Annotated in this window: 17 protein-coding genes; 3 read left to right on the forward strand and 14 right to left on the reverse strand. The window is 72.5% G+C overall.

Features of this window, described 5'->3' with window-relative positions; all coding sequences use genetic code 11:
* Window position 1: 1 nt before the first annotated feature.
* From ACZ4TO_RS34570 to ACZ4TO_RS34635, 14 genes are all read right to left on the reverse strand, one after another.
* The gene (locus tag ACZ4TO_RS34570) at window positions 2–1024 is read right to left on the reverse strand and encodes an ADP-ribosylglycohydrolase family protein (protein WP_468026272.1); all 1023 of its coding nucleotides are present in this window, start codon (window positions 1022–1024) and stop codon (window positions 2–4) included.
* Between the two features lie 11 nt (window positions 1025–1035).
* Window positions 1036–1827 carry an NUDIX hydrolase gene (locus ACZ4TO_RS34575; RefSeq protein ID WP_382789523.1) on the reverse strand — a complete coding sequence of 264 codons (792 nt, stop codon included), beginning with the start codon at window positions 1825–1827 and terminating at the stop codon, window positions 1036–1038.
* Between the two features lie 81 nt (window positions 1828–1908).
* A complete protein-coding gene (locus ACZ4TO_RS34580) occupies window positions 1909–3384 on the reverse strand; it encodes an MFS transporter (protein WP_382789526.1) in 1476 nt (491 codons plus the stop codon).
* Window positions 3385–3404: 20 nt separating this feature from the next.
* Window positions 3405–3998, reverse strand: a complete 594-nt coding sequence (locus tag ACZ4TO_RS34585; protein WP_468026273.1) for a TIGR03086 family metal-binding protein — start codon at window positions 3996–3998, stop codon at window positions 3405–3407.
* The gene (locus ACZ4TO_RS34590; protein WP_468026274.1) at window positions 3995–4963 is read right to left on the reverse strand and encodes a sigma-70 family RNA polymerase sigma factor; all 969 of its coding nucleotides are present in this window, start codon (window positions 4961–4963) and stop codon (window positions 3995–3997) included. Before ACZ4TO_RS34590 ends, ACZ4TO_RS34585 begins: the two co-directional genes overlap by 4 nt.
* A 191-nt stretch (window positions 4964–5154) precedes the next feature.
* On the reverse strand, window positions 5155–6375 hold the full coding sequence (locus ACZ4TO_RS34595) for a pseudouridine synthase (RefSeq protein ID WP_382789532.1): 1221 nt from the start codon (window positions 6373–6375) through the stop codon (window positions 5155–5157).
* Window positions 6375–7031 (reverse strand): SMC-Scp complex subunit ScpB, encoded by a 657-nt coding sequence (scpB, locus tag ACZ4TO_RS34600; RefSeq protein ID WP_355768100.1) that lies wholly within the window; start codon window positions 7029–7031, stop codon window positions 6375–6377. Before scpB ends, ACZ4TO_RS34595 begins: the two co-directional genes overlap by 1 nt.
* Entirely contained in the window at window positions 7028–8401 is a 1374-nt protein-coding gene (locus ACZ4TO_RS34605; RefSeq protein WP_468026275.1) for a segregation and condensation protein A, read from the reverse strand. Before ACZ4TO_RS34605 ends, scpB begins: the two co-directional genes overlap by 4 nt.
* A gap of 18 nt (window positions 8402–8419) precedes the next feature.
* Window positions 8420–8998, reverse strand: coding sequence for a hypothetical protein (locus tag ACZ4TO_RS34610; protein ID WP_385042654.1), 579 nt, complete (start codon window positions 8996–8998; stop codon window positions 8420–8422).
* Window positions 8983–10110: a ParA family protein gene (locus ACZ4TO_RS34615; RefSeq protein ID WP_326788637.1), complete on the reverse strand. Its 1128-nt coding sequence runs from the start codon at window positions 10108–10110 to the stop codon at window positions 8983–8985. The genes ACZ4TO_RS34610 and ACZ4TO_RS34615 overlap by 16 nt, the downstream gene beginning before the upstream one ends.
* A 424-nt stretch (window positions 10111–10534) precedes the next feature.
* Window positions 10535–11659, reverse strand: a complete 1125-nt coding sequence (ald, locus tag ACZ4TO_RS34620) for an alanine dehydrogenase (RefSeq protein ID WP_382789541.1) — start codon at window positions 11657–11659, stop codon at window positions 10535–10537.
* 161 nt (window positions 11660–11820) lie between these two features.
* Entirely contained in the window at window positions 11821–13902 is a 2082-nt protein-coding gene (locus tag ACZ4TO_RS34625) for a tetratricopeptide repeat protein (RefSeq protein ID WP_468026276.1), read from the reverse strand.
* A 162-nt stretch (window positions 13903–14064) separates the two neighbouring features.
* Window positions 14065–14691, reverse strand: a complete 627-nt coding sequence (locus ACZ4TO_RS34630; RefSeq protein WP_382789546.1) for an NUDIX domain-containing protein — start codon at window positions 14689–14691, stop codon at window positions 14065–14067.
* Window positions 14692–14802: 111 nt separating this feature from the next.
* Window positions 14803–16470 carry a CTP synthase gene (locus ACZ4TO_RS34635; RefSeq protein WP_355768120.1) on the reverse strand — a complete coding sequence of 556 codons (1668 nt, stop codon included), beginning with the start codon at window positions 16468–16470 and terminating at the stop codon, window positions 14803–14805.
* A gap of 591 nt (window positions 16471–17061) precedes the next feature.
* Here ACZ4TO_RS34635 and ACZ4TO_RS34640 point away from each other — a divergent pair.
* The 3 genes from ACZ4TO_RS34640 (at window position 17062) to ACZ4TO_RS34650 (ending at window position 22092) form a co-directional block, all read left to right on the forward strand.
* Window positions 17062–18864, forward strand: a complete 1803-nt coding sequence (locus tag ACZ4TO_RS34640) for a glycoside hydrolase family 15 protein (RefSeq protein WP_382789628.1) — start codon at window positions 17062–17064, stop codon at window positions 18862–18864.
* A gap of 104 nt (window positions 18865–18968) precedes the next feature.
* Window positions 18969–20363, forward strand: coding sequence for an FAD-binding oxidoreductase (locus ACZ4TO_RS34645; RefSeq protein WP_382789549.1), 1395 nt, complete (start codon window positions 18969–18971; stop codon window positions 20361–20363).
* 100 nt (window positions 20364–20463) lie between these two features.
* Complete coding sequence (locus tag ACZ4TO_RS34650) at window positions 20464–22092, forward strand: PucR family transcriptional regulator (protein ID WP_468026277.1); 1629 nt, start codon at window positions 20464–20466, stop codon at window positions 22090–22092.

Raw genomic sequence — 22092 nt, forward strand, 5'->3', positions numbered from 1 at the left:
CTCAAGCATCCCAGAGCGCCCCCAGGGACATGAGGTCGCTGTGGTACTCGACGCGGTCGGCCCAGTCGGTCGGCCAGGCCTCGGAGCCGTGGTGGGCGCCGGCGAACGCCCCGGTCAGGCAGGCGATGGAGTCGGAGTCGCCCGAGGTGCAGGCGGCCCGGCGCAGCGCGGTGACGGGTTCGTCGACGAACATCAGGAAGCACAGCAGACCGGTGGCGAACGCCTCCTCGGCGATCCAGCCCTCGCCGGTGGCCAGGCAGGGGTCGTCCTCGGGCGAGGCGGTGCGCACGGCCTGACGGAGGTTGCCCAGGACGGTGATGCACTCGTCCCAGCCCCGGGAGATGTACGCCTCGGGTGTGGCGTCGTGGCAGAAGGTCCACAGGTCGCCGAGCCAGCGGGAGTGGTAGCGGTACCGGTTCTCGTGCGCGTACGAGAGCAGCAGGCCGATCAGTTCCGCGGGCTCGGCCCCCTGGGAGAGCAGCCGGACGGTGTGCGCGGTGAGGTCCGAGGCGGCGAGCGCGGTGGGGTGGCCGTGGGTGAGCGCGGCCTGCAACTGGGCGGCGCCCGCGCGCTGTTCGTCGCTCAGTCCGCGGACGAGCCCGACGGGCGCCACGCGCATGTTGGCGCCGCAGCCCTTGGAGCCGGTCTGGCTGGCCTCCTGCCAGCGGCGCTTCTCGTCCTTGAGGAGGTCGCAGGCGACCAGGCAGGTCCGGCCGGGGGCGCGGTTGTTCTCGGGCGACTGGTACCAGTTGACGAACTCCTCGCGCACCGGCCGTTCCATGCGCAGCGGGCCGAGCAGGCCGCGGTCCGTCGCGGTGCGCAGTCCGTGGGCCAGCGCCAGGGTCATCTGGGTGTCGTCGGTGACGATCGCGGGCCGGGGCAGCGCCATCTGCCGCCAGGGGCCGAACTTCTCGAGTATCGCGGGCACGCTGTTGAACTCGGTGGGGAACCCGAGCGCGTCTCCGAGGGCCAGGCCGATGAGCGAACCGGTGGCGGCGCGTTTGGTGAGGGTCGTGCTGGTCATCGGGGCCGTCCTTACGAGGTGGGACGCAGCAGTGGTGGATGCAGAACCTTGGCGTCGCCCGCGCGGTAGAGGGCGGCGGGTTTGCCGCGGCCGCCGGTGAGGCGGGCGGCGCCGGGGACCTGTTCGACGAATCCGGGCGTGGCGAGGACCTTGCGCCGGAAGTTGGGCCGGTCGAGCGGGGTGCCCCACACCGTCTCGTAGACGTGCTGCAGCTCCCCGAGGGTGAACTCGGGCGGGCAGAAGGACGTGGCGAGACAGGAGTATTCCAGTTTGGCGCCGACGCGTTCGTGGGCGTCGGCGAGGATCCGGTCGTGGTCGAAGGCGAGCGGGCCGAGCGCGTCGAACGGCCGCCACTCGGCCCGTGCCGCGTCGCCGCCGCCGCGCGGTTCGGGCGGGTCGGGCAGCAGGGCGGCGAAGGCGACAGAGACGACCCTCATCCGGGGGTCGCGGTCGGGTTCGCTGTAGGTGCGCAACTGCTCCAGGTGCAGTCCCGAGAGGTCCGACAGGCCGGTCTCCTCGGCGAGTTCGCGCCGGGCCGCCGCCTCGGCGGACTCGCGGGGCAGCACGAAGCCGCCGGGCAGGGCCCAGCGGCCCGCGTACGGTTCCTGGCCCCGTTCGATCAGCAGTACCTGGAGTGCGCCCGCGCGCACGGTCAGGACGGCCAGGTCGACGGTGACGGCGAAGGGCTCGAAGGCGTGTTTGTCATAGCCCTCGGGTGCCGCACCCCCCGGCGCGCGGCCCTTGCCCGTGTCCACTCCCGCGCCCCCGTCGTGTCGATGACCCTTTATGGTCACCTTGACCATGGTCATTACGACTATAAAGGGAGCGCGGGGTGTCAACAAGGCTTTCGACCGGGGAAGTTGCGGCTCCCACGGCAGGTCGTGTCACCGCGCCCGGGCGGGAGACTCCTCCGGCCGCCGGACGCCGGCCCGGGGCGCGTCCGGTTCGAGCGCCGGGGCGTGAGCCGGGGCGAAGGCGGCCACCAGCGCTCCGGCGGCAGCGACTCCGGCCGAGACCCACAGCGCCGGGCCGCATCCGTCGACGAAGTCCCGCGCCGATCCGTAGCCGCCGAAGTGCGTGAACACAGCCGCCGCTGCGGCGATCCCGAAGACTCCGCCCAGTTCGCGCAGCGCGTTGTTGACGCCTGCCGCGACCCCCGCGTCGGCGGGCGGCACGGCGGACGTCACGGCGTTCGCGACGGTCGGGAAGACCATGGAGATGCCGACGCCCGCGACGATCAGGGGCAGCACCAGCCGTCCGTAGGCGACACCGGGCTGCACCTGCCAGGCCAGCAGGGCGAGTCCGGCCGCCTGGAGGACGAGCCCGCCGAACATGAAGGGACGGTTCCCGAACCGGTCGGCGAGCGCGCCCGCGAGCGGTGCCACGAGCAGGGGCATGCCGGTCCACACCAGGATGCGGACACCGGCCTGGAGGGGCGAGTTCCCGAGGCCGAGCTGGAACAGCTGCGAGATCATGAACAGCGAGCCGAGCAGCGACATGAACGTCAGGAAGACGGCGCCGTTGGCGGTCGAGAAGGCCCGCCTGCGGAAGTAGCCGAGGGGCAGCATCGGATAGCGCGCCCCCGCCCGCTCCCAGCCGAGGAAGGCGGCCACGAAGACGACGCCGACGGCCAGCGCGCCCAGCACCTCCGCGCTCCCCCAGCCCGCCTGCGGGGCCCGCACCGGCGCCCAGGCCAGGCCGGTCAGTCCGACGGCGGCCAACAGCAGCCCCACCACGTCGAGTTGCGGACGCGGGCCATGGCTCTCCCGCAGTCTCAGCGCGGCGAGCGGCAGCATCGCGAGCCCGGTCGGCACGTTCAGCCAGAAGATCCACTGCCAGGACAGGCCCTCGGTGACGGCGCCGCCGAGGACGGGTCCGGCCGCGACGCCGAGACCGGTCACCCCGCCCCAGATCCCGATGGCCACGCCCCGCTTCTCGGCCGGGAACGCCTCGCTGATCAGGGTCAGGGTGAGCGGCAGCAGGACGGCGGCACCGGCGCCCTGGAGCACCCGGGCGGCGATGAGCTGACCCGGTCCCGGGGCCAGCGCGGCGAGGGCCGAGGCCAGGGTGAAGACGGCGAGCCCGACGACGTACATGCGCCGCCGCCCGAACCGGTCGCCGAGCGCGGCACCGGTGAGGGTGAGGCAGGCGAAGACGAGGTTGTACGCGTTGATCGTCCACTCCAGGTCGGACAGGCTCGCCCCGAAGTCGGCCCGCAGGGCCGGCAGCGCGGTGGCCACGACGACCACGTCGAGGGAGCAGAGCAGCGCCCCGAGTCCGGCCAGGATCACGGTCCACGCACGGCGTGCGGGCGGGGCCGGCGGCCGCTGGACGGGGGCGCGCGCGGTGGTGTCGGTCATGACGGTTCCTTCCGTGAGGATCACTCACGGAAGACCGACCCGACCCGAGCCGAAAAGGAATCGCCGCCGGGGCACCGGCCGAGGAACGCGAGGAGCCGGCCGCCGGGCGCCGTCCCGGGCGGGGCGTCGACGGGGTCGGCGAAGCGCACCCCGCGGTCGGCGTCCGCGACCACCAGGTGCGCGAGCGGCAGCAGTTCCAGGGCCAGCGCGGACGGGATCGGCCGGGCGCGCCCGCAGGCCCGCGCGACGTCCCAGCCGTGCACCGCGATCTCCAGGGCGCCGACGGCCACCAGCAGCCCGGCGCCCAGGGACCGGTCCCCCACGGCCGGGTCCGGGGGCGCCGCGGACACCGCGGCGCAGACGCCGAGGAGGGCGCCGGCGCGCTCGCGGAAGGCGCACACCGGATCGGCGGCGGGGCGGGCCGGGCACAGCCCGACCCGCCCGTCCGCGACCCCCTCGTAGAGCGCCTCGACCGAGTCGTCGAGGTGGTGGAGCAGGTCCCCCAGGTCCCACTCGGCGCACGGCGTCGGCCGCCGCAGTCCCCCGCGCGGCACGGCGGCGACACCGACGCTCGCGAACGCCAGCGAGCGCTCCAGGAGCTCCGCGGGATTCACGGGAGGATCCCGGGCAGCCCGAAGGAGGCGAACAGTCCCGGGTCCAGGAAGACGGTGAGCCGTGCGACACCGCCGGCCTCGACCGTGAGCACCTGCACGGAGTGCGCCCGCAGGACGCCGTCGGCGTCGCGCTCGTAGGCCGCGGCCGCCGGCTGTCCGTTGGCGCGGACCGCCACCATCCGGACGTGTCCCGCCCCCTGGCCGGCGAACGCCCGTACGCGAAGGAACCGCACGACGTCCTTCTTGCCGCGGAACCACTCCAGGTGGGGCGGCATCTCCAGCTCGACCCCGTCGCGCAGCAGGGTCAGCAGCGACTCCATGTCGGCGTTCTCGAAGGCCGCCATGTAGCGGTCCAGGAGTTCGCGGTCGTCGGTGCCGTCCGGCTCCACCACCAGGTCCTCCTCCGGGGCGACCTCGTCGAGCCGGGCACGCGCGCGCTGGAGCGTGCTCTTGACCGCCGCGGTCGACGTGTCGAGCAGGGCGGCCACCTCCGGGGCCCGCCAGGCCAGCACGTCCCGCAGGATGAGCACCGCCCGCTGCCGCGCGGGCAGGTGCTGCAGCGCGGCCACCAGGGCGAGCCGCAGGCTTCCGCGCGCCGCCACGACCGTCGCCGGGTCGAGGAGCGTGTCCGGCAGCGGCTGGAGCCAGGGGATGTCGGTCGCGGGGGCCGGCAGCGGCTCCTCGGGCGCGTCTCCCGGCCCGCCCAGACCGGTGGGCAGGGGACGGCGCCCGCGCCCCTCCAGGGCCGTCAGACAGGTGTTGGTGGCGATCCGGTAGAGCCAGGTGCGCAGGGAGGCCCGGCCCTCGTACCCCTCGTAGGACCGCCAGGCCCGCAGATACGTCTCCTGTACGAGGTCCTCGGCGTCGTCGGCCGAACCGAGCATGCGGTAGCAGTGGGCGAGCAGCTCCCGCCGGTACGGGCCGGTCAGCCGGACGAACTCGTCCCGGTGCGTCGTCGCGGTCATCGCCGCTCCCTTCGTTCGCACGGGGCGCGCCGGGGCGCACCCGTGGTCCGTTCACCGGTACAGACCGGCGGGGAGGCGAAAACGAATCGGCCGGTCCCGGAGAAGTTCCGGGACCGGCCGTCGCGGGCGCGGTGCGTCGTCCGCGGGCCGCCGGAGCCAGTGGGCTCCGGGGCCTCAGGGGGCGGGCGGGATCAGAGACCGACCTCGGCCATGAGCATGCCGACCTCGGTGTTCGACAGACGGCGCAGCCAGCCCGACTTCTGGTCGCCCAGGGTGATCGGGCCGAACGCGACGCGCACCAGCTTGTCGACCGGGAAACCGGCCTCGGCGAGCATGCGGCGCACGATGTGCTTGCGGCCCTCGTGCAGGGTCACCTCGACGAGGTAGTTCTTGCCGGTCTGCTCGACGACGCGGAAGTGGTCCGCCTTGGCGTACCCGTCCTCGAGCTGGATGCCGTCCTTGAGCCGCTTGCCCAGGTCGCGCGGGATCGGGCCCACGATGTGCGCGAGGTAGACCTTCTTCACGCCGTACTTGGGGTGGGTCAGGCGGTGCGCCAGCTCGCCGTGGTTGGTGAGCAGGATGACGCCCTCGGTCTCGGTGTCGAGCCGGCCCACGTGGAAGAGCCGCGTCTCGCGGTTCGTCACGTAGTCGCCGAGGCACTGGCGGCCCTCGTTGTCCTCCATCGTGGAGACGACACCGGCGGGCTTGTTCAGCGAGAAGAACTGGTACGACTGCGTCGCGACCGTCAGACCGTCGACCTTGATCTCGTCCTTCTCCGGGTCGACGCGCAGACCCTGCTCCAGGACGATCTGGCCGTTGACCTCGACCCTGGCCTGGTCGACCAGTTCCTCACAGGCACGCCGGGAGCCGTAGCCCGCGCGGGCGAGCACCTTCTGCAGGCGCTCGCCCTCCTCCTCGGCGCCCGGGAAGGTCTTGGGCAGCTTGATGTCGGGCTTGCCCGCGTACCGGTCGCGGTTGCGCTCCTCGGCCCGCGTCTCGTACTCGCGGGAGCGGGCGGGCTCGGTGCGGCCGCCGCGCTGCTGACCCTGCCGGGGACCGCCCTTGGCGCCGCCGCGCGCGGACGCGCCGCGCCCGGACTTCGGTCCTTCGTGCGAGCCCCCGGGGCCTACGTCGTAGCGACGCTCCTCGGGACGGGGCTTGCTGGGACGCTTCGGCTGGTCGTCACGCCCCGCGCCCGAACCCGCCGCCGAGCCCCTCGGCTGGAAGCCGCCGCCGCCCGTACCGCGCGAGCCGCCGCCGCTGCTTCCGCCGCGCGAGCCGCCCCCGCTTCCGCCGCGCGGGGCACCGCCCCCGCGGGGCGCGCCGCTGCCGCGCGAACCGCCGCTTCCGCCGGTTCCGCGCGGGTTGCCGCGCCCGCTGTTCCTGCCACTGCCGCTGCCACTGCTTCGCATCAAAGTTCCGTCGTCGTCGTGTCGTCTGCGTCTGCATCCGGTGCGTCCGGATCGAACGACGGGACCCCTTCCAGCGTCTCTGCCTCGATCGCGTCCGCCTCGGGGAGGAAGGGCGCGAGCTCCGGGAGCTCGTCCAGACCTCGCAGGCCCATTCGCTCCAGGAAGTAGTTCGTCGTCGTGTACAGGATCGCACCTGTTTCGGGTTCCGTGCCCGCCTCCTCCACCAGACCGCGCTGGAGGAGGGTCCGCATCACGCCGTCGCAGTTGACTCCGCGGACCGCCGAGACCCGCGAACGGCTCACCGGCTGGCGGTACGCGACGACGGCCAGGGTCTCCAGTGCCGCCTGGGTGAGCCGGGCCTGCTGGCCGTCCAGGACGAAGCGTTCGACGGCGCTCGCGTAGGCGGGACGCGAGTAGAAGCGCCAGCCGCCCGCGATCAGTCTGAGCTCGAATCCGCGGCCCTGGACGGTGTACTCGTCGGCCAGCGCGCGCAGCGCGTCCGCGACCTGCCGCCGGGGCCGCTCCAGGATCTTGGCGAGGTGTTCCTCGGTGGCCGGCTCGTCCACGACCATCAGGACGGCCTCCAGGGCGGCCCCGAGATCGAGGTCGGCGACGGTGGGCGGCCCCGCGGGGGTGCCGGTGGTCTCCTCGCTCACGCCTTCTCCTTCTTGGTCCCGCGCCCTGCCGCGTCGTCCGCCGTCTCGGCCGGCCGGTCGAACTCGTCGGTCACCCGCGGCCCCTCGTCGTCCTCCCCGCCCGTCCAGCGCACCATGAGGTCCCCGAGGGCCTCCTCCTGGTCCAGGGCGACGGCCTTCTCCCGGTAGAGCTCCAGCAGGGCCAGGAAGCGGGCGACCACGGTGAGGGTGTCGTCGGTGTCCTCGACGAGCGAGCGGAAGCTGGCCTCGCCGAGTTCCCGGAGCCGCGCCACCACGATCCCGGCCTGCTCCTGCACGCTGACGAGCGGCGCGTGGATGTGGTCGACGTACACCTGGGGCTTGGGCTTGGGCTGCATCGCCTTCACCGCGAGCCGCGCGAAACCCTCGGGACCGATGCTGATGACGACCTCGGGCAGCAGCTCGGCGTACTGCGCCTCCAGGCCGACGGTACGGGGGTAGCGGCGGGCCTCCTCCTCCAGGCGCGTGTTGAAGATGTCCGCGATCTGTTTGTACGCGCGGTACTGGAGCAGCCGCGCGAACAGCAGGTCCCGGGCCTCCAGCAGGGCCAGGTCGGCCTCGTCCTCGACCTCGGCGGCCGGCAGCAGCCGGGCGGCCTTCAGGTCGAGGAGGGTCGCCGCGACGACGAGGAACTCGGTCGTCTGGTCGAGGTCCCAGTCCGGGCCCATCGCGCGGATGTGCGCCATGAACTCGTCGGTGACCTTGGACAGGGCCACTTCGGTGACGTCGAGCTTGTGCTTGGAGATGAGCTGGAGCAGCAGATCGAAGGGCCCCTCGAAATTCGAGAGCCGCACCTTGAAGACCCCGTCCCCGGGGCCGTCGGATGCGCCACCGCTTCCCTCGGCGGGCGACTCGGCGGGCTCGGCGGGGCCTTCAGGCGACCCGGAGTGCCCGGTCGGCGCCCCGGGCCCGCCGGTCCCCCCGACGCCCTCACGGGGCGCCTGGGAGGGCTCACGGGGGGTCGTCGCGGGCGCGGGGGACGTGCCGGACGGAGAAACGGCCGCCGGGGCCTGCCCGGACGCGACCGGTGGGGCCGGTGTGGGCTCGGCCGCCGGGGCGGGCGCATGGCCGTCCGCGGGCGCCTGCCCGGGCTCGGGCGCCGGAGCGGGCTCGGGCTCGGTCACCGGGGCCGGCGCGGGTTCGGCCGGTGAGGCGGGAGCGGGCTCGGGCGCCGGGGCCCGCCCGGGCTCGGCCGGCGCGGGTTCAGCCGGTGGGGCCGGACTCGGCTCGGGGGCCGGGGCGGAGGGCTCGGGGGGTGCCTCGGTCGGTCCCGGCGCGGGGCCGGGACCGCGTCCCAGTGCACGCCGACGGCCGCCGGGGGCGGCTGACGGAGGCGGGACGTTCGAGGTCATAGCCGTCGAAGGCTACCTCTACCGCCCGCGCAGTCGCCGTACGAGAATGCTCGCGTCCCCGCGGGACTCCAGGTCCGCCAGCACCACGGCGACCGCCTCACGGACGATCCGCCCGCGGTCGACGGCGAGTCCGTGTTCACCGCGGAGCACCAGCCGCGCGTGTTCGAGGTCCATCAGCTCCTCCGCGGACACGTACACGGTGATCTTCTCGTCGTGCCGCTCCCGCCCGCTGGGCCGGCGGTTCGCGGCGCGCCCCCGCTTGCGGGAGGACTGCACGGACGTGGAAGGAGCGCCAGAACCTTCCTGCGCCGGCCGGCCGCGCCCCGAACGGTCCGGGGCGCCGCCCCGGCTGCGCGACTCCCCCGCGTCGGACGGTTCGGCGTCGGTGGCGACGTGTTCGTCGCCCTCGCCGTCACCGCCCTGGACGGGCACCGACTGGGGCGCGTCCTCCCCGCCCGCCGCGTCGCTCTCGCCGGCCGGGGCCGGCACCCGGGCCTCGCCGTTGGTGCGGCGGGTGGGGGTGGATGACTGGAGCGCCATGCCCCCGGTGGTACGGAACAGTTCGTCGGCCCCCGGCAGACTCACTCGGCGTGACACCGGGCGAGCACCTCCCTGGCGAGCTGGCGATAGGCGGCGGCACCGACGGAGTTGGAGGCGTACGTGGTGATCGGCTCACCGGCGACCGTGGTCTCCGGGAAGCGCACGGTCCGGCCGATCACCGTGTGGTAGACGTGATCGTCGAAGGCCTCGACCACGCGCGCGAGCACCTCACGGCTGTGCACCGTGCGGGAGTCGTACATCGTGGCGAGGATGCCGTCGAGCTCCAGCTCGGGGTTGAGCCGTTCCTGGACCTTCTCGATCGTCTCGGTGAGCAGCGCGACACCGCGCAGCGCGAAGAACTCGCACTCCAGCGGCACGATCACCTTGTGAGCCGCCGTCAGCGCGTTCACGGTCAGCAGGCCGAGCGAGGGCTGGCAGTCGATCACGATGTAGTCGTAGTCGGCCATCAGCGGCTTCAGGGCGCGCTGCAGCGTGGACTCGCGGGCGACCTCGCTCACGAGCTGCACCTCGGCGGCGGACAGGTCGATGTTGCTGGGCAGCAGGTCCATGTTCGGGACCGCCGTCTTCAGGAGGACCTCGTCGGCCGCCATGCCCCGCTCCATGAGCAGGTTGTAGACGGTGAGGTCGAGCTCCATCGGGTTGACGCCGAGTCCCACGGACAGCGCGCCCTGCGGGTCGAAGTCGACGAGCAGCACCCGGCGTCCGTACTCCGCGAGCGCGGCACCCAGGTTGATGGTCGACGTGGTCTTGCCCACGCCGCCCTTCTGGTTGCACATCGCGATGATCGTCGCGGGGCCGTGACTGGTCAGCGGGCCCGGGATCGGGAAGTAGGGCAGCGGGCGCCCTGTCGGGCCGATGCGCTCACGGCGCTGGCGGGCCGCGTCGGGCGCGAGCGTCGCCGCGTACTCCGGATCGGGCTCGTACTCGGCGTCGGGGTCGTAGAAGTGCCCCTCGGGCAGTTCGTCGTAGTCGGCGAAGTGGGTGTGGTTCTCGCCACTTCCGTTGCCGGCCATGGCGTTCACGTGATGGCCATCCATGCTCGGGTGTGCTGTCTGAGTCGTCCGGGGACTCTGGTGGGCTGCGAAGGTGCGGACAGCGACGGAGCCGACAGCCTCGAGCCCCGTGGGGCTCTGGCCCCGCGCCGGCATTCCTGGTTGACCACCCCCGGGAGTAAATGTCGACTCATTCACAAGTCGTCTTACCTCCTTGGTGACCAGGGAACTTCTCGATAGGTCAGCGTGGCACCATGCCGACGATTGGCGACTCTATGGCGTGTCACCGCTCCACAGCAACACAATCCGCCGGACCCGACCCGATGTGTCGGCAACCGAACACCCCTCTGTCAAGGGCGTAAGGCCGTCGCACGGCAGGTTTCACCGGTGTGCGAATCGGTTGAAGAGTTACGTTCGTGGCGAGTTGAACGAGTGTCGCAAAGTGAGCCGACACACACGCGGCCGGACCTTGTCGGGCAAGGTCCGGCCGGGTGAGCGGTGTTGACGACCGTGTTGACGTATCGCCTTTTGCCGGCGTCGAGTCGGCGACGAATGTCGACTTGGCGAGTCGTCGGGAAAGTCAGCCGAGCAGGCTCTCCAGCGCGACGTGCTCCAGCCCGTGGGCCTCGGCGACCTCGCGGTAAACAACCTTGCCGTCGTGGGTGTTGAGACCCTTGGCGAGCGCGTTGTCGCGGCGCAGCGCCTCGGTCCAGCCGCGGTCGGCGAGCTCGACGATGTACGGCAGCGTGGCGTTGGTCAGCGCGTACGTCGAGGTGTTGGGGACCGCGCCGGGCATGTTGGCGACGCAGTAGAAGACCGAGTTGTGGACCGGGAAGGTCGGCTCGGCGTGCGTGGTGGGGCGCGAGTCCTCGAAGCAGCCGCCCTGGTCGATCGCGATGTCGACGAGGACACTGCCCGGCTTCATCCGGGAGACGAGCTCGTTGGTGACCAGCTTCGGCGCCTTGGCGCCGGGGATCAGCACGGCGCCGATCACGAGGTCGGCCTCGAGGCAGGCCTTCTCCAGCTCGAAGGAGTTGGACATGACGGCCTTGACCTTCGTACCGAAGATCTTGTCGGCCTCGCGCAGCTTGTTGATGTCGCGGTCGAGCAGCGTCACCTCGAAGCCCATGCCGATGGCGATCTGCGCGGCGTTCCAGCCGGAGACACCGCCGCCGATCACGACGGCCTTGGCCGGCAGCACGCCGGGGACGCCGCCGGGCAGGACACCGCGGCCGCCGTTGGCGCGCATCAGGTGGTAGGCGCCGACCTGCGGGGCGAGGCGGCCCGCGACCTCGGACATCGGGGCGAGCAGCGGCAGGGCGCGGCTCGGCAGCTCGACGGTCTCGTAGGCGATCGCCGTGGTGCCGGACTCCAGGAGGGCGTCCGTGCACTCCTTGGAAGCGGCCAGGTGCAGGTAGGTGAAGAGCGTCTGGTCCTTGCGGAGGCGGTGGTACTCCTCCGCGATGGGCTCCTTGACCTTCAGCAGCAGGTCGGCGACGGCCCAGACCTCGTCGGCGGTGGGCAGGATCTGCGCGCCTGCGGAGACGTACTCCTCGTCCGTGATCGAGGAGCCGACGCCGGCGTTCTGCTCGACGAAGACCTGGTGGCCGTGGCGCACGAGCTCGTGCACACCGGCGGGGGTGATGGCCACCCGGAACTCGTTGTTCTTGACCTCGCGGGGGATGCCGACCTTCACGTCGATCACGGTCCTTGACTCAGAGGGCTCTGGGGAATGCATGCCGAGGCGATGCAAGCCAGGCAATGCATGTCATACCCGACGTACGGGAGCACACCGGGAGACACCACGGAAGAACGCGGCGGAGCCAGTCTAATGAAGGGATTCCCTCTGTCTAGCCTTTCAATGCATCAATCTTCAGCGGATGCACTGCGGATTTCGTAGGCATTACCGTCGCGTTCCGACCCGGATGTGCTCTCCGGGAGCTCCGCTCCCAGCATGCGCTCGGCCGCCGCTCGGTGCAGCCGGGCGGCCGCCGGGTCGCCGAGCCGGTCCAGGGTGTCGGCCAGCCTGACCTGGAGCGCGGCCTGCAGCCGTACGTCGTCCGCGCGACGCGCCCACTCCACGGCCTCCTGGCAGGTGCGCAGCGAATCCTCGGGCCGTCCGGCGTACTCCTGGACCCGGGCCATCTCGCTCAACGCCCTTGCCTGGGAGGCGACATCACCGTTCTTGCGATGCCAGGCGACCGCGGCGCGCCAGTTGACCTGAGCCTCGCCGTAGCGGCCCGCGTAGGTGTGCGCGGTGGCGATGCGTCCGTACAGCCGGGCGGCGTCCACGCGCTCGTCCCGCGCGAGCCGCTGGGCCAGCGCCCTGCCGTACCAGTCGGCGGCCCGGTCGTGGTCCCCGAGTTCCTGGTGGGCGCCGCCTACGGATTCCATCGCGCGGCCGGTCGCGTACGGGTCGTTCGCCTCACGTCCGGCGTCGAGCGCGGCCCGGTAGCGGGCCAGGGCGTCGGTCCTGCGGCCGGTCTGCGCGTCCAGGTCGGCGAGATTGAGCAGCGCGGCCGCCTTCTCGCGGGGCAGGTTCCGGCGTTCGGCGACGTCCAGGACGAGCCGGTGGACGCCGTACAGGTCGGGGGCCGCGGCCCGGGTGCCGAAATGAGCCACCATCGCCCGCACCAGGGCGGCCATCAGCCGCCGGGCGAGGGTGTCCAGTTCCCCGTCGGCGACCGCGAGCCGGGCCGAGGCGAGCAGCGCGGGCCGGCGCACGCGCAGCCAGTCCGCGGCCGCCCCGGGACCGGAGAACCGCAGGGCGCGCGGCATGCCCGCGAGCTTCTCCCGGGCGGGCGAGCCGGGGGTCTCGGTGACGGCACGGCACGACACCAGGAGCCGTACGGTCCGCTCCAGCATCCGGGCGCGGGCGAGCTGCACCTCGGCGGGCCGGTCGTGGGTGTCGACGAGCGCGCGGAGCAGGGGGTGCAGGCAGCCGGGGACCTCGTACTGCGGCAGCGGAGAGGGGACCGCCCGCACCAGGCCGAGGCCGACGAACTCGTCCAGCGCGGTGTGCGCCGCCTGGACCGAGCAGCCCGCCAGCGCGGAGGCGGTGTGCGGGTCGACCAGGCCCGCGGGGGCGAGCGAGAGCAGTCGCAGTATCCGGGCGGCGGTGCCCGGCAGGGAGGCGTACGAGAGCCGGAAGACGCGCTCCAGGGGTGTGCCGTCCTCGCCCTCGGTGCGCAGGTGCTTGGCGAGGTCGGCTACGGCCGAGGAGGGACGCGCGGCAAGCCAGCCGCCGGCCAGCACCAGGGCGGTCGGCTGGCCGGCGCACAGTTCGACGAGCCCTTCGGCGGCGAGCGGGTCGACGGTGATGCGCACCGAGCCGGTGAAGTGGCCGAGGAGTTCGAGGGCGGACTTGGTGTCCAGGCCGCCCAGCGTGCACGGGCGGACGTCCGCGATGCCGGTCAGCGGCCCGCCCGAGACGGCGATCACGAGGCAGTCCGGGGAGTCGGGCAGCAGCGCGTCGACCTGCTCGGCGTCGGCCGCGTCGTCGAGCAGGAGCACCGCCCGGCGGATCGCGAGGGCCTCGCGCAGCCGCTCGCCGAGGTCGTCGGCGCCCGCTCCGGGGGGCGCGGTCACGCCGAGGGCGGTGAGCAGTTCGCGCGCGGTGCCCTCGGTGGGGACCTGTGTGCCGTCGGGCTCGGTGAGCCGGGCGCGCAGGAGGCCGTCGGGGTAACTCTCGGCGACCTGCTCGGCGAGCCGGTCGGCGAGCGCCGTGCGGCCGGAGCCGGGCTTGCCCGCGATGAGCAGCACCCGTGCCCGCGGCGCCTTGCGGCCGGCGATGGTGTCGAGGCCCGCGCGCTCGATGTCCGCGCGCAGTTCCTTCAACTCTCGTGTACGGCCCAGGAACTGACTTCCCGTAGGAGGGGACCCGGCAGCCGGGCGCTGCCCCTGGGACGACACCTCGGTGCCGCCGTCGTCCACCGCCTGATCCGCCACGGGCCACGCTCCCGTTCCACTGCACGCGCAAGCCCGCCGGGACTCCGGTACGGGCGTTTTCCAGAGCCTAGTTCACGCTCTGCGACGATCCGTGCGGAGCGCGGCGGCGACGTCCCCCGATCGGATCAGGCGATCGTAGGACTGACACCCTGAAGGCGGACGTCAGGCCTCGAAGGGGCGGGCGGGCCAGGGCGCCTCGGCCGGGCGCAGGGCGTCGAGTCCGTCGCCCTGGCGTGCGGCGAGAAGCGAGAGGACGCCCACGACCAGGCAGTTGTTGTGCAGGTCGCCGGCGAGCACGCCGCCGACGAGTTCACCGAGCGGGACGCGGGCCAGCTCCATGTCGGCCTCCTCGTCCTCCACCTCGAACCGCTCGCCCTCCGCCTGGGAGAGGTCGCGGGCCAGGAAGATGCGGATGGCCTCGTCGCAGCCGCCCGGGGTGGTGTAGACGTCGGTCAGCACGCGCCAGGTCTCCGCCTTGACGTGCGCCTCCTCGTAGAGCTCGCGCTGGGCGGCGTGCAGCGGGTTCTCGCCGGGGATGTCGAGCAGGCCCGCCGGGATCTCCCACAGCTTGTGGCGCACGGGGTGGCGGTACTGGCGCAGGACCAGGACACGGTCCTGGTCGTCCAGGGCGAGCACGGCCACGGAGCCCGGGTGGACCTGGTAGTCGCGCCGGACGACGGATCCGTCGGGCATGACCACGTCGTCGGTGCGCACCGAGGTCTTGTTGCCCTTGAAGGGGGTCTCGGTCGCCCGGACCTCCCACTCCTCGGGGGTGTCCTTGATGGTCATGGCCTGTCCTCCCACGCACGCAAACAGAAGCCGGTCCGGTGACGGAACCGGGGTGCGCGTCCGGCGGGATCACCCGCGAACACGCACCCCGGTCACCGTACAACCCTGGTGTTACTTACCCGTCTTGCGCGCCACGGCGGCCTTGACCAGGCCCGCGAAGAGCGGGTGCGGCCGGGTCGGGCGGGAGCGCAGCTCGGGGTGCGCCTGGGTCGCGACCAGGTACGGGTGGACGTCGCGCGGGTACTCGACGTACTCGACGAGCTTGCCGTCCGGGGAGGTGCCGGAGAACTGCAGACCGGCCTTCTTCTCCAGCTCGGCGCGGTACGCGTTGTTCACCTCGTAGCGGTGGCGGTGGCGCTCCTCGACGTACTCCTTGCCGTCGTACACCTCGCGCACGATCGAGCCCTCGGCGAGCTTGGCCGGGTACATGCCCAGGCGCATGGTGCCGCCCATGTCGCCCTCGCCCGCCACGATGTCGAGCTGCTCGGCCATCGTGGAGATGACCGGGTGGCCGGTGCCGGAGTCGAACTCGGTGGAGTTGGCGTCCGGGATGTCGGCCAGGTTCCGCGCGGCCTCGATCACGATGCACTGCAGGCCCAGGCACAGGCCCAGCAGCGGGATGCGGTTCTCGCGGGCGTACTGGATCGCGCCGACCTTGCCGGACACGCCGCGGTCGCCGAACCCGCCGGGGATGCAGATCGCGTCGACGTCGCCGAGCTGCTTGGCGGCGCCCGCCGGGGTCTTGCAGTCGTCCGAGGTGACCCACTTGATCTTGACGCGGGCCTTGTTGGCGAAACCGCCGGCGCGCAGCGCCTCGGTCACCGAGAGGTAGGCGTCGGGCAGGTCGATGTACTTGCCGACGAGCGCCATGGTGATCTCGTGGACCGGGTTGTGGACACGGTCGAGCAGGTCGTCCCAGGTCGCCCAGTCCACGTCACGGAACGGCAGGTCCAGCTTGCGGACGACGTAGGCGTCCAGGCCCTCGGTGTGCAGGACCTTCGGGATGTCGTAGATCGACGGGGCGTCGATCGCCGCGACGACGGCGGCCTCGTCGACGTCGCACATCAGCGAGATCTTGCGCTTGATGGCGGTGGGGACCTCGCGGTCGGCCCGCAGCACGATCGCGTCCGGCTGGATACCGATGTTGCGCAGCGCCGCGACCGAGTGCTGCGTCGGCTTGGTCTTCAGCTCGCCGGACGGGCCGATGTAGGGCAGGAGCGAGATGTGCACGACGAACACGTTGTCGCGGCCGACCTCGTGACGGACCTGGCGGACCGTCTCCAGGAACGGCAGCGACTCGATGTCGCCGACCGTGCCGCCGACCTCGGTGATGACGACGTCGACGTCGTCGGCCGCCATCCGGCGGATGCGGTGCTTGATCTCGTTCGTGATGTGCGGGATGACCTGCACGGTGTCACCCAGGTACTCGCCGCGCCGCTCCTTGGCGATGACGGTGGAGTACACCTGACCGGTGGTCACGTTGGCCGAGCCGTCCAGGTCCACGTCGAGGAAGCGCTCGTAGTGCCCGATGTCCAGGTCGGTCTCGGCGCCGTCGTTGGTGACGAACACCTCGCCGTGCTGGAACGGGTTCATGGTGCCCGGGTCGACGTTCAGGTACGGGTCGAGCTTCTGCATGGTGACGCGCAGACCCCGCGCCTTGAGCAGCGCGCCCAGGCTGGAGGCGGTCAGTCCCTTGCCGAGGGACGAAGCGACACCCCCGGTGACGAAGATGTGCTTGGTCGTCGTGGCTGTGCTGTTTCGAAAAGCACTGGGCGGCATGGCCAAGAGGGGGCTCCCGTGGTCGGTCTGGGGTGCGTGCCGGCGTGGGGCCCGGAGATTTCCGGGGGTTGCCGTCGCTGCGGTTCGGGGGTTTCTTGCCCACCGGTCCACGGGCTACCAGGGTATCAGCGACCGGACGAGGCCGCTTCCGGCCACGCTCCGCGCACGGCCGGGCACACCGGCGGGCACACCCGGACACCGGCCGAACGCGCTCCGGCCGCCGCCCGGGCACACACCTCACACACCGCTCACTCGATCGGCGCAGCCGGGTTGTCCGGAGCGGCACGCGGATCATCCACGTGCGTCGTATCCTGCTCGGACACTCGCTGCCGAGCCCCTCCGGCACACGGCACCATCCCGCACGTAACCGGAACAAAGAGGGCCTGTCAGTTCGTTTCGAAACGACAATCGCATCGCCCATCGCACCGACAACCGGCGTTTCGCAGCGACGCACGGCGGACGTCCCCCATCATCGACGTTCCGCAGTTACCGACTCCCATTGCCTACTGTTTTGCAGTACCTACGTTCCCTTTGACCGCAAGAGCGACCGCCCCGCGCAGGGGCGCCGTGGCCGTTCGACTGGAGATGCACGTGGCCGGGCGCATCGAGGACTACGCACTCATCGGAGACATGCAGACAGCCGCGCTGGTCTGCCGGGACGGCACAGTCGACTGGCTGTGCCTGCCCCGCTTCGACTCCCATGCCATCTTCGCGGGACTCCTCGGTACGGAGGATCACGGCTTCTGGCGGCTCGGTCCCGCGCACGCCGCCGACGCGCAGCCGCCGGCGGCCTCGCGCCGCCGCTACCGCGGCGACTCGCTGATCCTCGAATCCGAGTGGGACACACCCCGTGGCACGGTCCGGGTGACCGATTTCATGCCGCCGCGTGACGGCGCGCCCCAGCTCATCCGGATCGTCGAAGGTGTCAGCGGCCGGGTGCCGATGCGCTCGACGCTGCGCATGCGGTTCTCCTACGGCCGCGTCGTGCCCTGGGTGCGCCGCCACGAGGGGCGTACGGTCGCGGTCGCCGGACCCGACTCGGTCTGGTTCGACACGGACTGTCAGACGTACGGCAAGGACCTGACCACCTACGCCGACTTCACCGTGGCCCCGGGCGAGCGGATCGCCTTCACCGTGTCGTGGGAGCCCTCGCACAAGGAGCCCCCGCCGCTGCCCGAGCCCGAGCAGTCGCTGGAGGCGACCGAGGAGTTCTGGCGCGACTGGGTCGACCAGTGCACGTACCACGGCCCCTACCGCGAGGCCGTCGTCCGCTCCCTGATCACGCTGAAGGCCCTCACGTACGCGCCCACGGGCGGCATCGTCGCCGCGCCCACCACCTCCCTCCCGGAGGAGATCGGCGGCGTACGCAACTGGGACTACCGCTACACCTGGCTGCGCGACGCGGCCATCACCCTCTCCTCGCTGCTGCGCACCGGCTACCGCGAGGAGGCCCGCGCCTGGCGCGAGTGGCTGCTGCGCGCGGTCGCCGGCGACCCGGAGAACCTCCAGATCATGTACGGCATCGCGGGCGAACGGGAGTTGGGCGAGGCCGAGCTCGACTGGCTTCCCGGGTACGAGAATTCGGCGCCGGTCCGGGTCGGCAACGGCGCCGCGCACCAGCTCCAGCTCGACGTCTACGGCGAGGTCACCGAGGCCCTGCACCTGGCCCACATGACAGGCCTGTCCCGCAACGACTACGCCTCGCTGCTCCAGTTGAAGCTGATCCGCTACCTGGAGACCCACTGGGACCAGCCGGACGAGGGCATCTGGGAAGTCCGCGGCCCGCGGCGGCACTTCGTGCACTCCAAGGTGATGGCCTGGGTCGCCGTCGACCGCACCATCAAGCTCATCGAGTCCGGGGACGCGCACGGCCCACTGGAGAAATGGCGCGAACTGCGCGACGACATCCACCGGGACGTGTGCGAGAAGGGCTACGACCAGGAGCGGAACACCTTCACGCAGTCCTACGGCTCCAAGGAGCTCGACGCCTCGCTGCTGCTCATCCCGCAGATGGGCTTCCTGCCGCCGGACGACAAGCGGGTGATCGGCACCATCGAGGCGATCCAGCGCGAGCTGTCGACCTCCGACGGCTTCATCCTGCGCTACCCGACCTCCGGCGAGCACGCGGGCGTGGACGGACTGGAGGGCGACGAGGGCGCCTTCCTCGCCTGCTCGTTCTGGATGGCCGACGACCTCGCGATGATCGGCCGCGTCGACGAGGCCCGCAAGCTCTTCGAGCGCCTGCTGGACCTGCGCAACGACCTCGGTCTGCTGGCCGAGGAATGGGACCCGCGCCTCCAGCGCCAGGTCGGGAACTTCCCGCAGGCCTTCAGTCACGTTCCGCTGATCGACACGGCCCTGCGGCTGACGGCGAGCGGGGCGTACGGCGGCTGAGCCGCACCACGCCGGGCGCGCCGGGACCTCCCCGACGCGCCCGATGCGCCGTGCCCGCCTAGCCTGGAAGGAGTCCTGTCCCCTCATGGAAGGGGGCGGCTTCCATGGCTCCCCTTTCGAAGGCCGGCGCGGCGCTGACCGCGCTCCGCGCGGGTCTCTCCGGTGATGTCCTCACCCCCGACGATCCCGGGTACGACGAGGCCCGGACGATCTTCAACGCGATGATCGACCGACGGCCGGCCGTGATCGTGCGCTGCGAGGGCGAGGCCGACGTGACACGCGCGGTGCGCTTCGCGCGTGAGCTGGATCTGCCGATCGCCGTACGCGGAGGCGGTCACAGCGTCTCCGGCATGTCGCTCAACGACGGCGGTCTCGTCATCGATCTCAGCCGCATGCAGGCCGTCACCGTCCACCCCGGGTCCGAGACGGTCCGGGTCGAGGGCGGAGCCCTGATGAGCCATCTCGACCGGGCCACCCAGCCCTACGGCCTCGCGACCACCGGCGGCCGCGTCTCGACGACCGGCGTCGGCGGCTTCGTCCTCGGCGGCGGCAGCGGCTGGCTGGACCGCTCCCTCGGCCTCGCCGTCGACAACCTCCTCGGGGTCGAGCTGGTCACCGCCGACGGTTCGCCGGTACGCGCCACCGACCAGGAGAACCCGGAGCTGTTCTGGGCCCTGCACGGCGGCGGCGGGAACTTCGGCGTCGCCACCGCGCTCACCCTCAAGCTCCACCCGCTGCCCGAGTTCTCGATCGCCATGGTGATGTTCCGGCCGGACGCGGGCCCCGACGTCCTGCGCGTCTACCGCGAGATCATCGAGAACGGGCCGCCCGAGGCGAGCGGCGGCGTCCTCTACCTGACCGGCCCGCCCGAGGAGTTCATGCCCGAGCATCTGGTCGGCACGCGGCTGTGCGGCGCCCTCGTGGCGTACGCGGGCGGCGAGGAGGACATGCGCAAGATCGCGCAGCCGCTGCTGGCGCTGCCGCACGAGGTCGAGATCGTCACGGCCCTGCCCTACCCCGACTTCAACTCCATGCTCGACGACCCGCCCGGCCTGCGGAACTACTGGTCGGCGGAATACCTCACCGGCGCGCCCGACGACTTCCTGGACGTCTTCTGCGCCCTCGGCGAGGCCATGCCCGTGCCCACCGGCACTCAGCACGTGCTGTTCCCGCAGGGCGGCGCCATCGCCGCCGGACCGTCCCGGTTCCCGGTCCCCTACCGCGACGCGCCGTGGGCGGTGCATCCCTTCGGGATCTGGGAGGACCCGGCCGACGACGAGCGGTGCATCGACTGGGTCAGGAAGGTCCGCGAGGACGTGAGGCCGTGGAGCACCGGCGCGGTCTACCTGAACTTCATCGGGGACGAGGGCACGGACCGCGTCACGGCCGGCCTCGGTGAGGACAACCTGCGCCGGCTGGCCGCGGTGAAGGCCGAGTACGACCCGGACAACGTCTTCCGCTTCAACCACAACATCGCCCCGGTACCGGCCGGCGCCTGACCTCGGCGCCCGCCCCGGACACCACCCGCGGCGGCTCCGGCCGTCCCCCGCCGGGGCCCGGAGATGCCCCCGGAAGCCGTCCGCGGGTAGCGTCCGCTCCATGGACAGCCGTTACGACACCCAGGGCGCCGGAATCACCGTGCAGCGGGCCCTCGAGCTGCCCGGACTGCGCGGCGGGCTGCCGGAGATCATCGCCGGGGCCGACCGCCTGAACCGGACCGTGCGCTGGGTGCACGCGGGCGAGGTGCCGAACATCGCCTCGCTGCTCAAGGGCGGCGAACTGCTGCTGACCACGGGCTACGGTCTCGGCACCCGCCCCGCCGACCAGCGCGCGTTCGTCCGCACGCTCGCCGAGCGCGGGATCGCCGCGCTCGTCGTGGAACTCGGCCCGCGCTTCGCCCGGCTGCCCGCAGCGCTCGTGGAGACGGCACGCTCCACCGGTCTGCCGCTGGTCCAGTTGCACCGCGAGGTGCCCTTCGTGACGGTCACGGAGGAGATCCACACCGAGATCGTCAACGGACACTACGCGCTGCTCCAGCAGGCGGAGGAAGTCCACCGGCGCTGCACCGAGGCCCTGCTCGGCGGCGGCGGCGTGCCTCAAGTCCTGTGCATTCTGGCCGACTTCAGCGGCAGCCCGGTCTTCCTGGAGACGGCCGACGGGCAGCTCCTGTACGCCGCCGGGGCCGGCTCCTCGGGCGCCGATCCGCTCCAGGTCTGGGAGGGGCTGCGCGGCCAGCACAAGGAGGAGCCGCCCGCGGGGACCACCCTGGTCGACGTGCCCGGAGGCGGTCCCGGCACCGGCTCCGTACGGGCGCGTCTGGTGCTGCTGCCCGTGGGCGCGCCGGTCGCCCCGGTGCACCGGATCGCCGCCGAGCGGGCCGCCGGCATCCTGGCCGTCGTGCTGATGCAGGCCCGCCAGGAGGAGGAGCTGGCGGCGCGGGGGCGCGGCGACTTCCTGACCGACCTCGCCGAGGGCCGGATCGAGGCCGAGGACGCGCCGGCGCAGGCCCGCGTCCTCGGGTTCAAGCCCGGCGCCGGTCCGCTGCTGCCGGTCGTGATGCGGCTCGCCGACGGTCTGGCGCCCGGCGGCGGCTGGGCGGTCCTGGCCCGCGCCGTCGCCGAGGAGCTGGCCTCGGTGGGCGTCCCGGTGCTGCTGGGCGTCCGTCCCGTCGAGGGCCGGGTCCCGCTGCTGCTCGGCCTGCGCTCGGAGTCGGAGCGGGCGGCCGTCGCGGACCGGGTCGCGGCCGCGCTGCGCGCCGGGGTGGAACGGGCCGGCATGCAGCGGCCGGGGGCGCAGCCGCCGGTGGTGGTCGTCGGGGTCGCCGGGGGCTGGGCGGCCGCGTCGGCGGGCCTGCGGCACGCGGCGGAGACGGCGACGGCCGCGCAGGGCCTGTCGGACCGGCCCTGGTACGACGCGCGCCGGCTGGACATCGACCTGCTGCTGTGGCGCCTGCGGGAGCATCCCGACCTGGCCGCGTTCGTGGAGCGCGCGATCGGCCCGCTCCGCGACCACGACGTCCGCTCGAAGCCGCCTCTTCTGCCCACGCTGCAGACGTACTTGGCGCACGCGGGCCGCAAGGCCGAGACGGCCCGCGAACTGCACCTCAACCGGCAGACCCTGTACAACCGCCTCGCCAGGATCGGCGAGTTGCTGGGCATGGACCTGGACGACCCGCAGACCGTACTGGCGTTGAGCCTGGCGCTGCGGGCCCGCAGACACGTCCCCTGA

This window comes from Streptomyces sp. NPDC028298 (genome assembly GCF_055565895.1).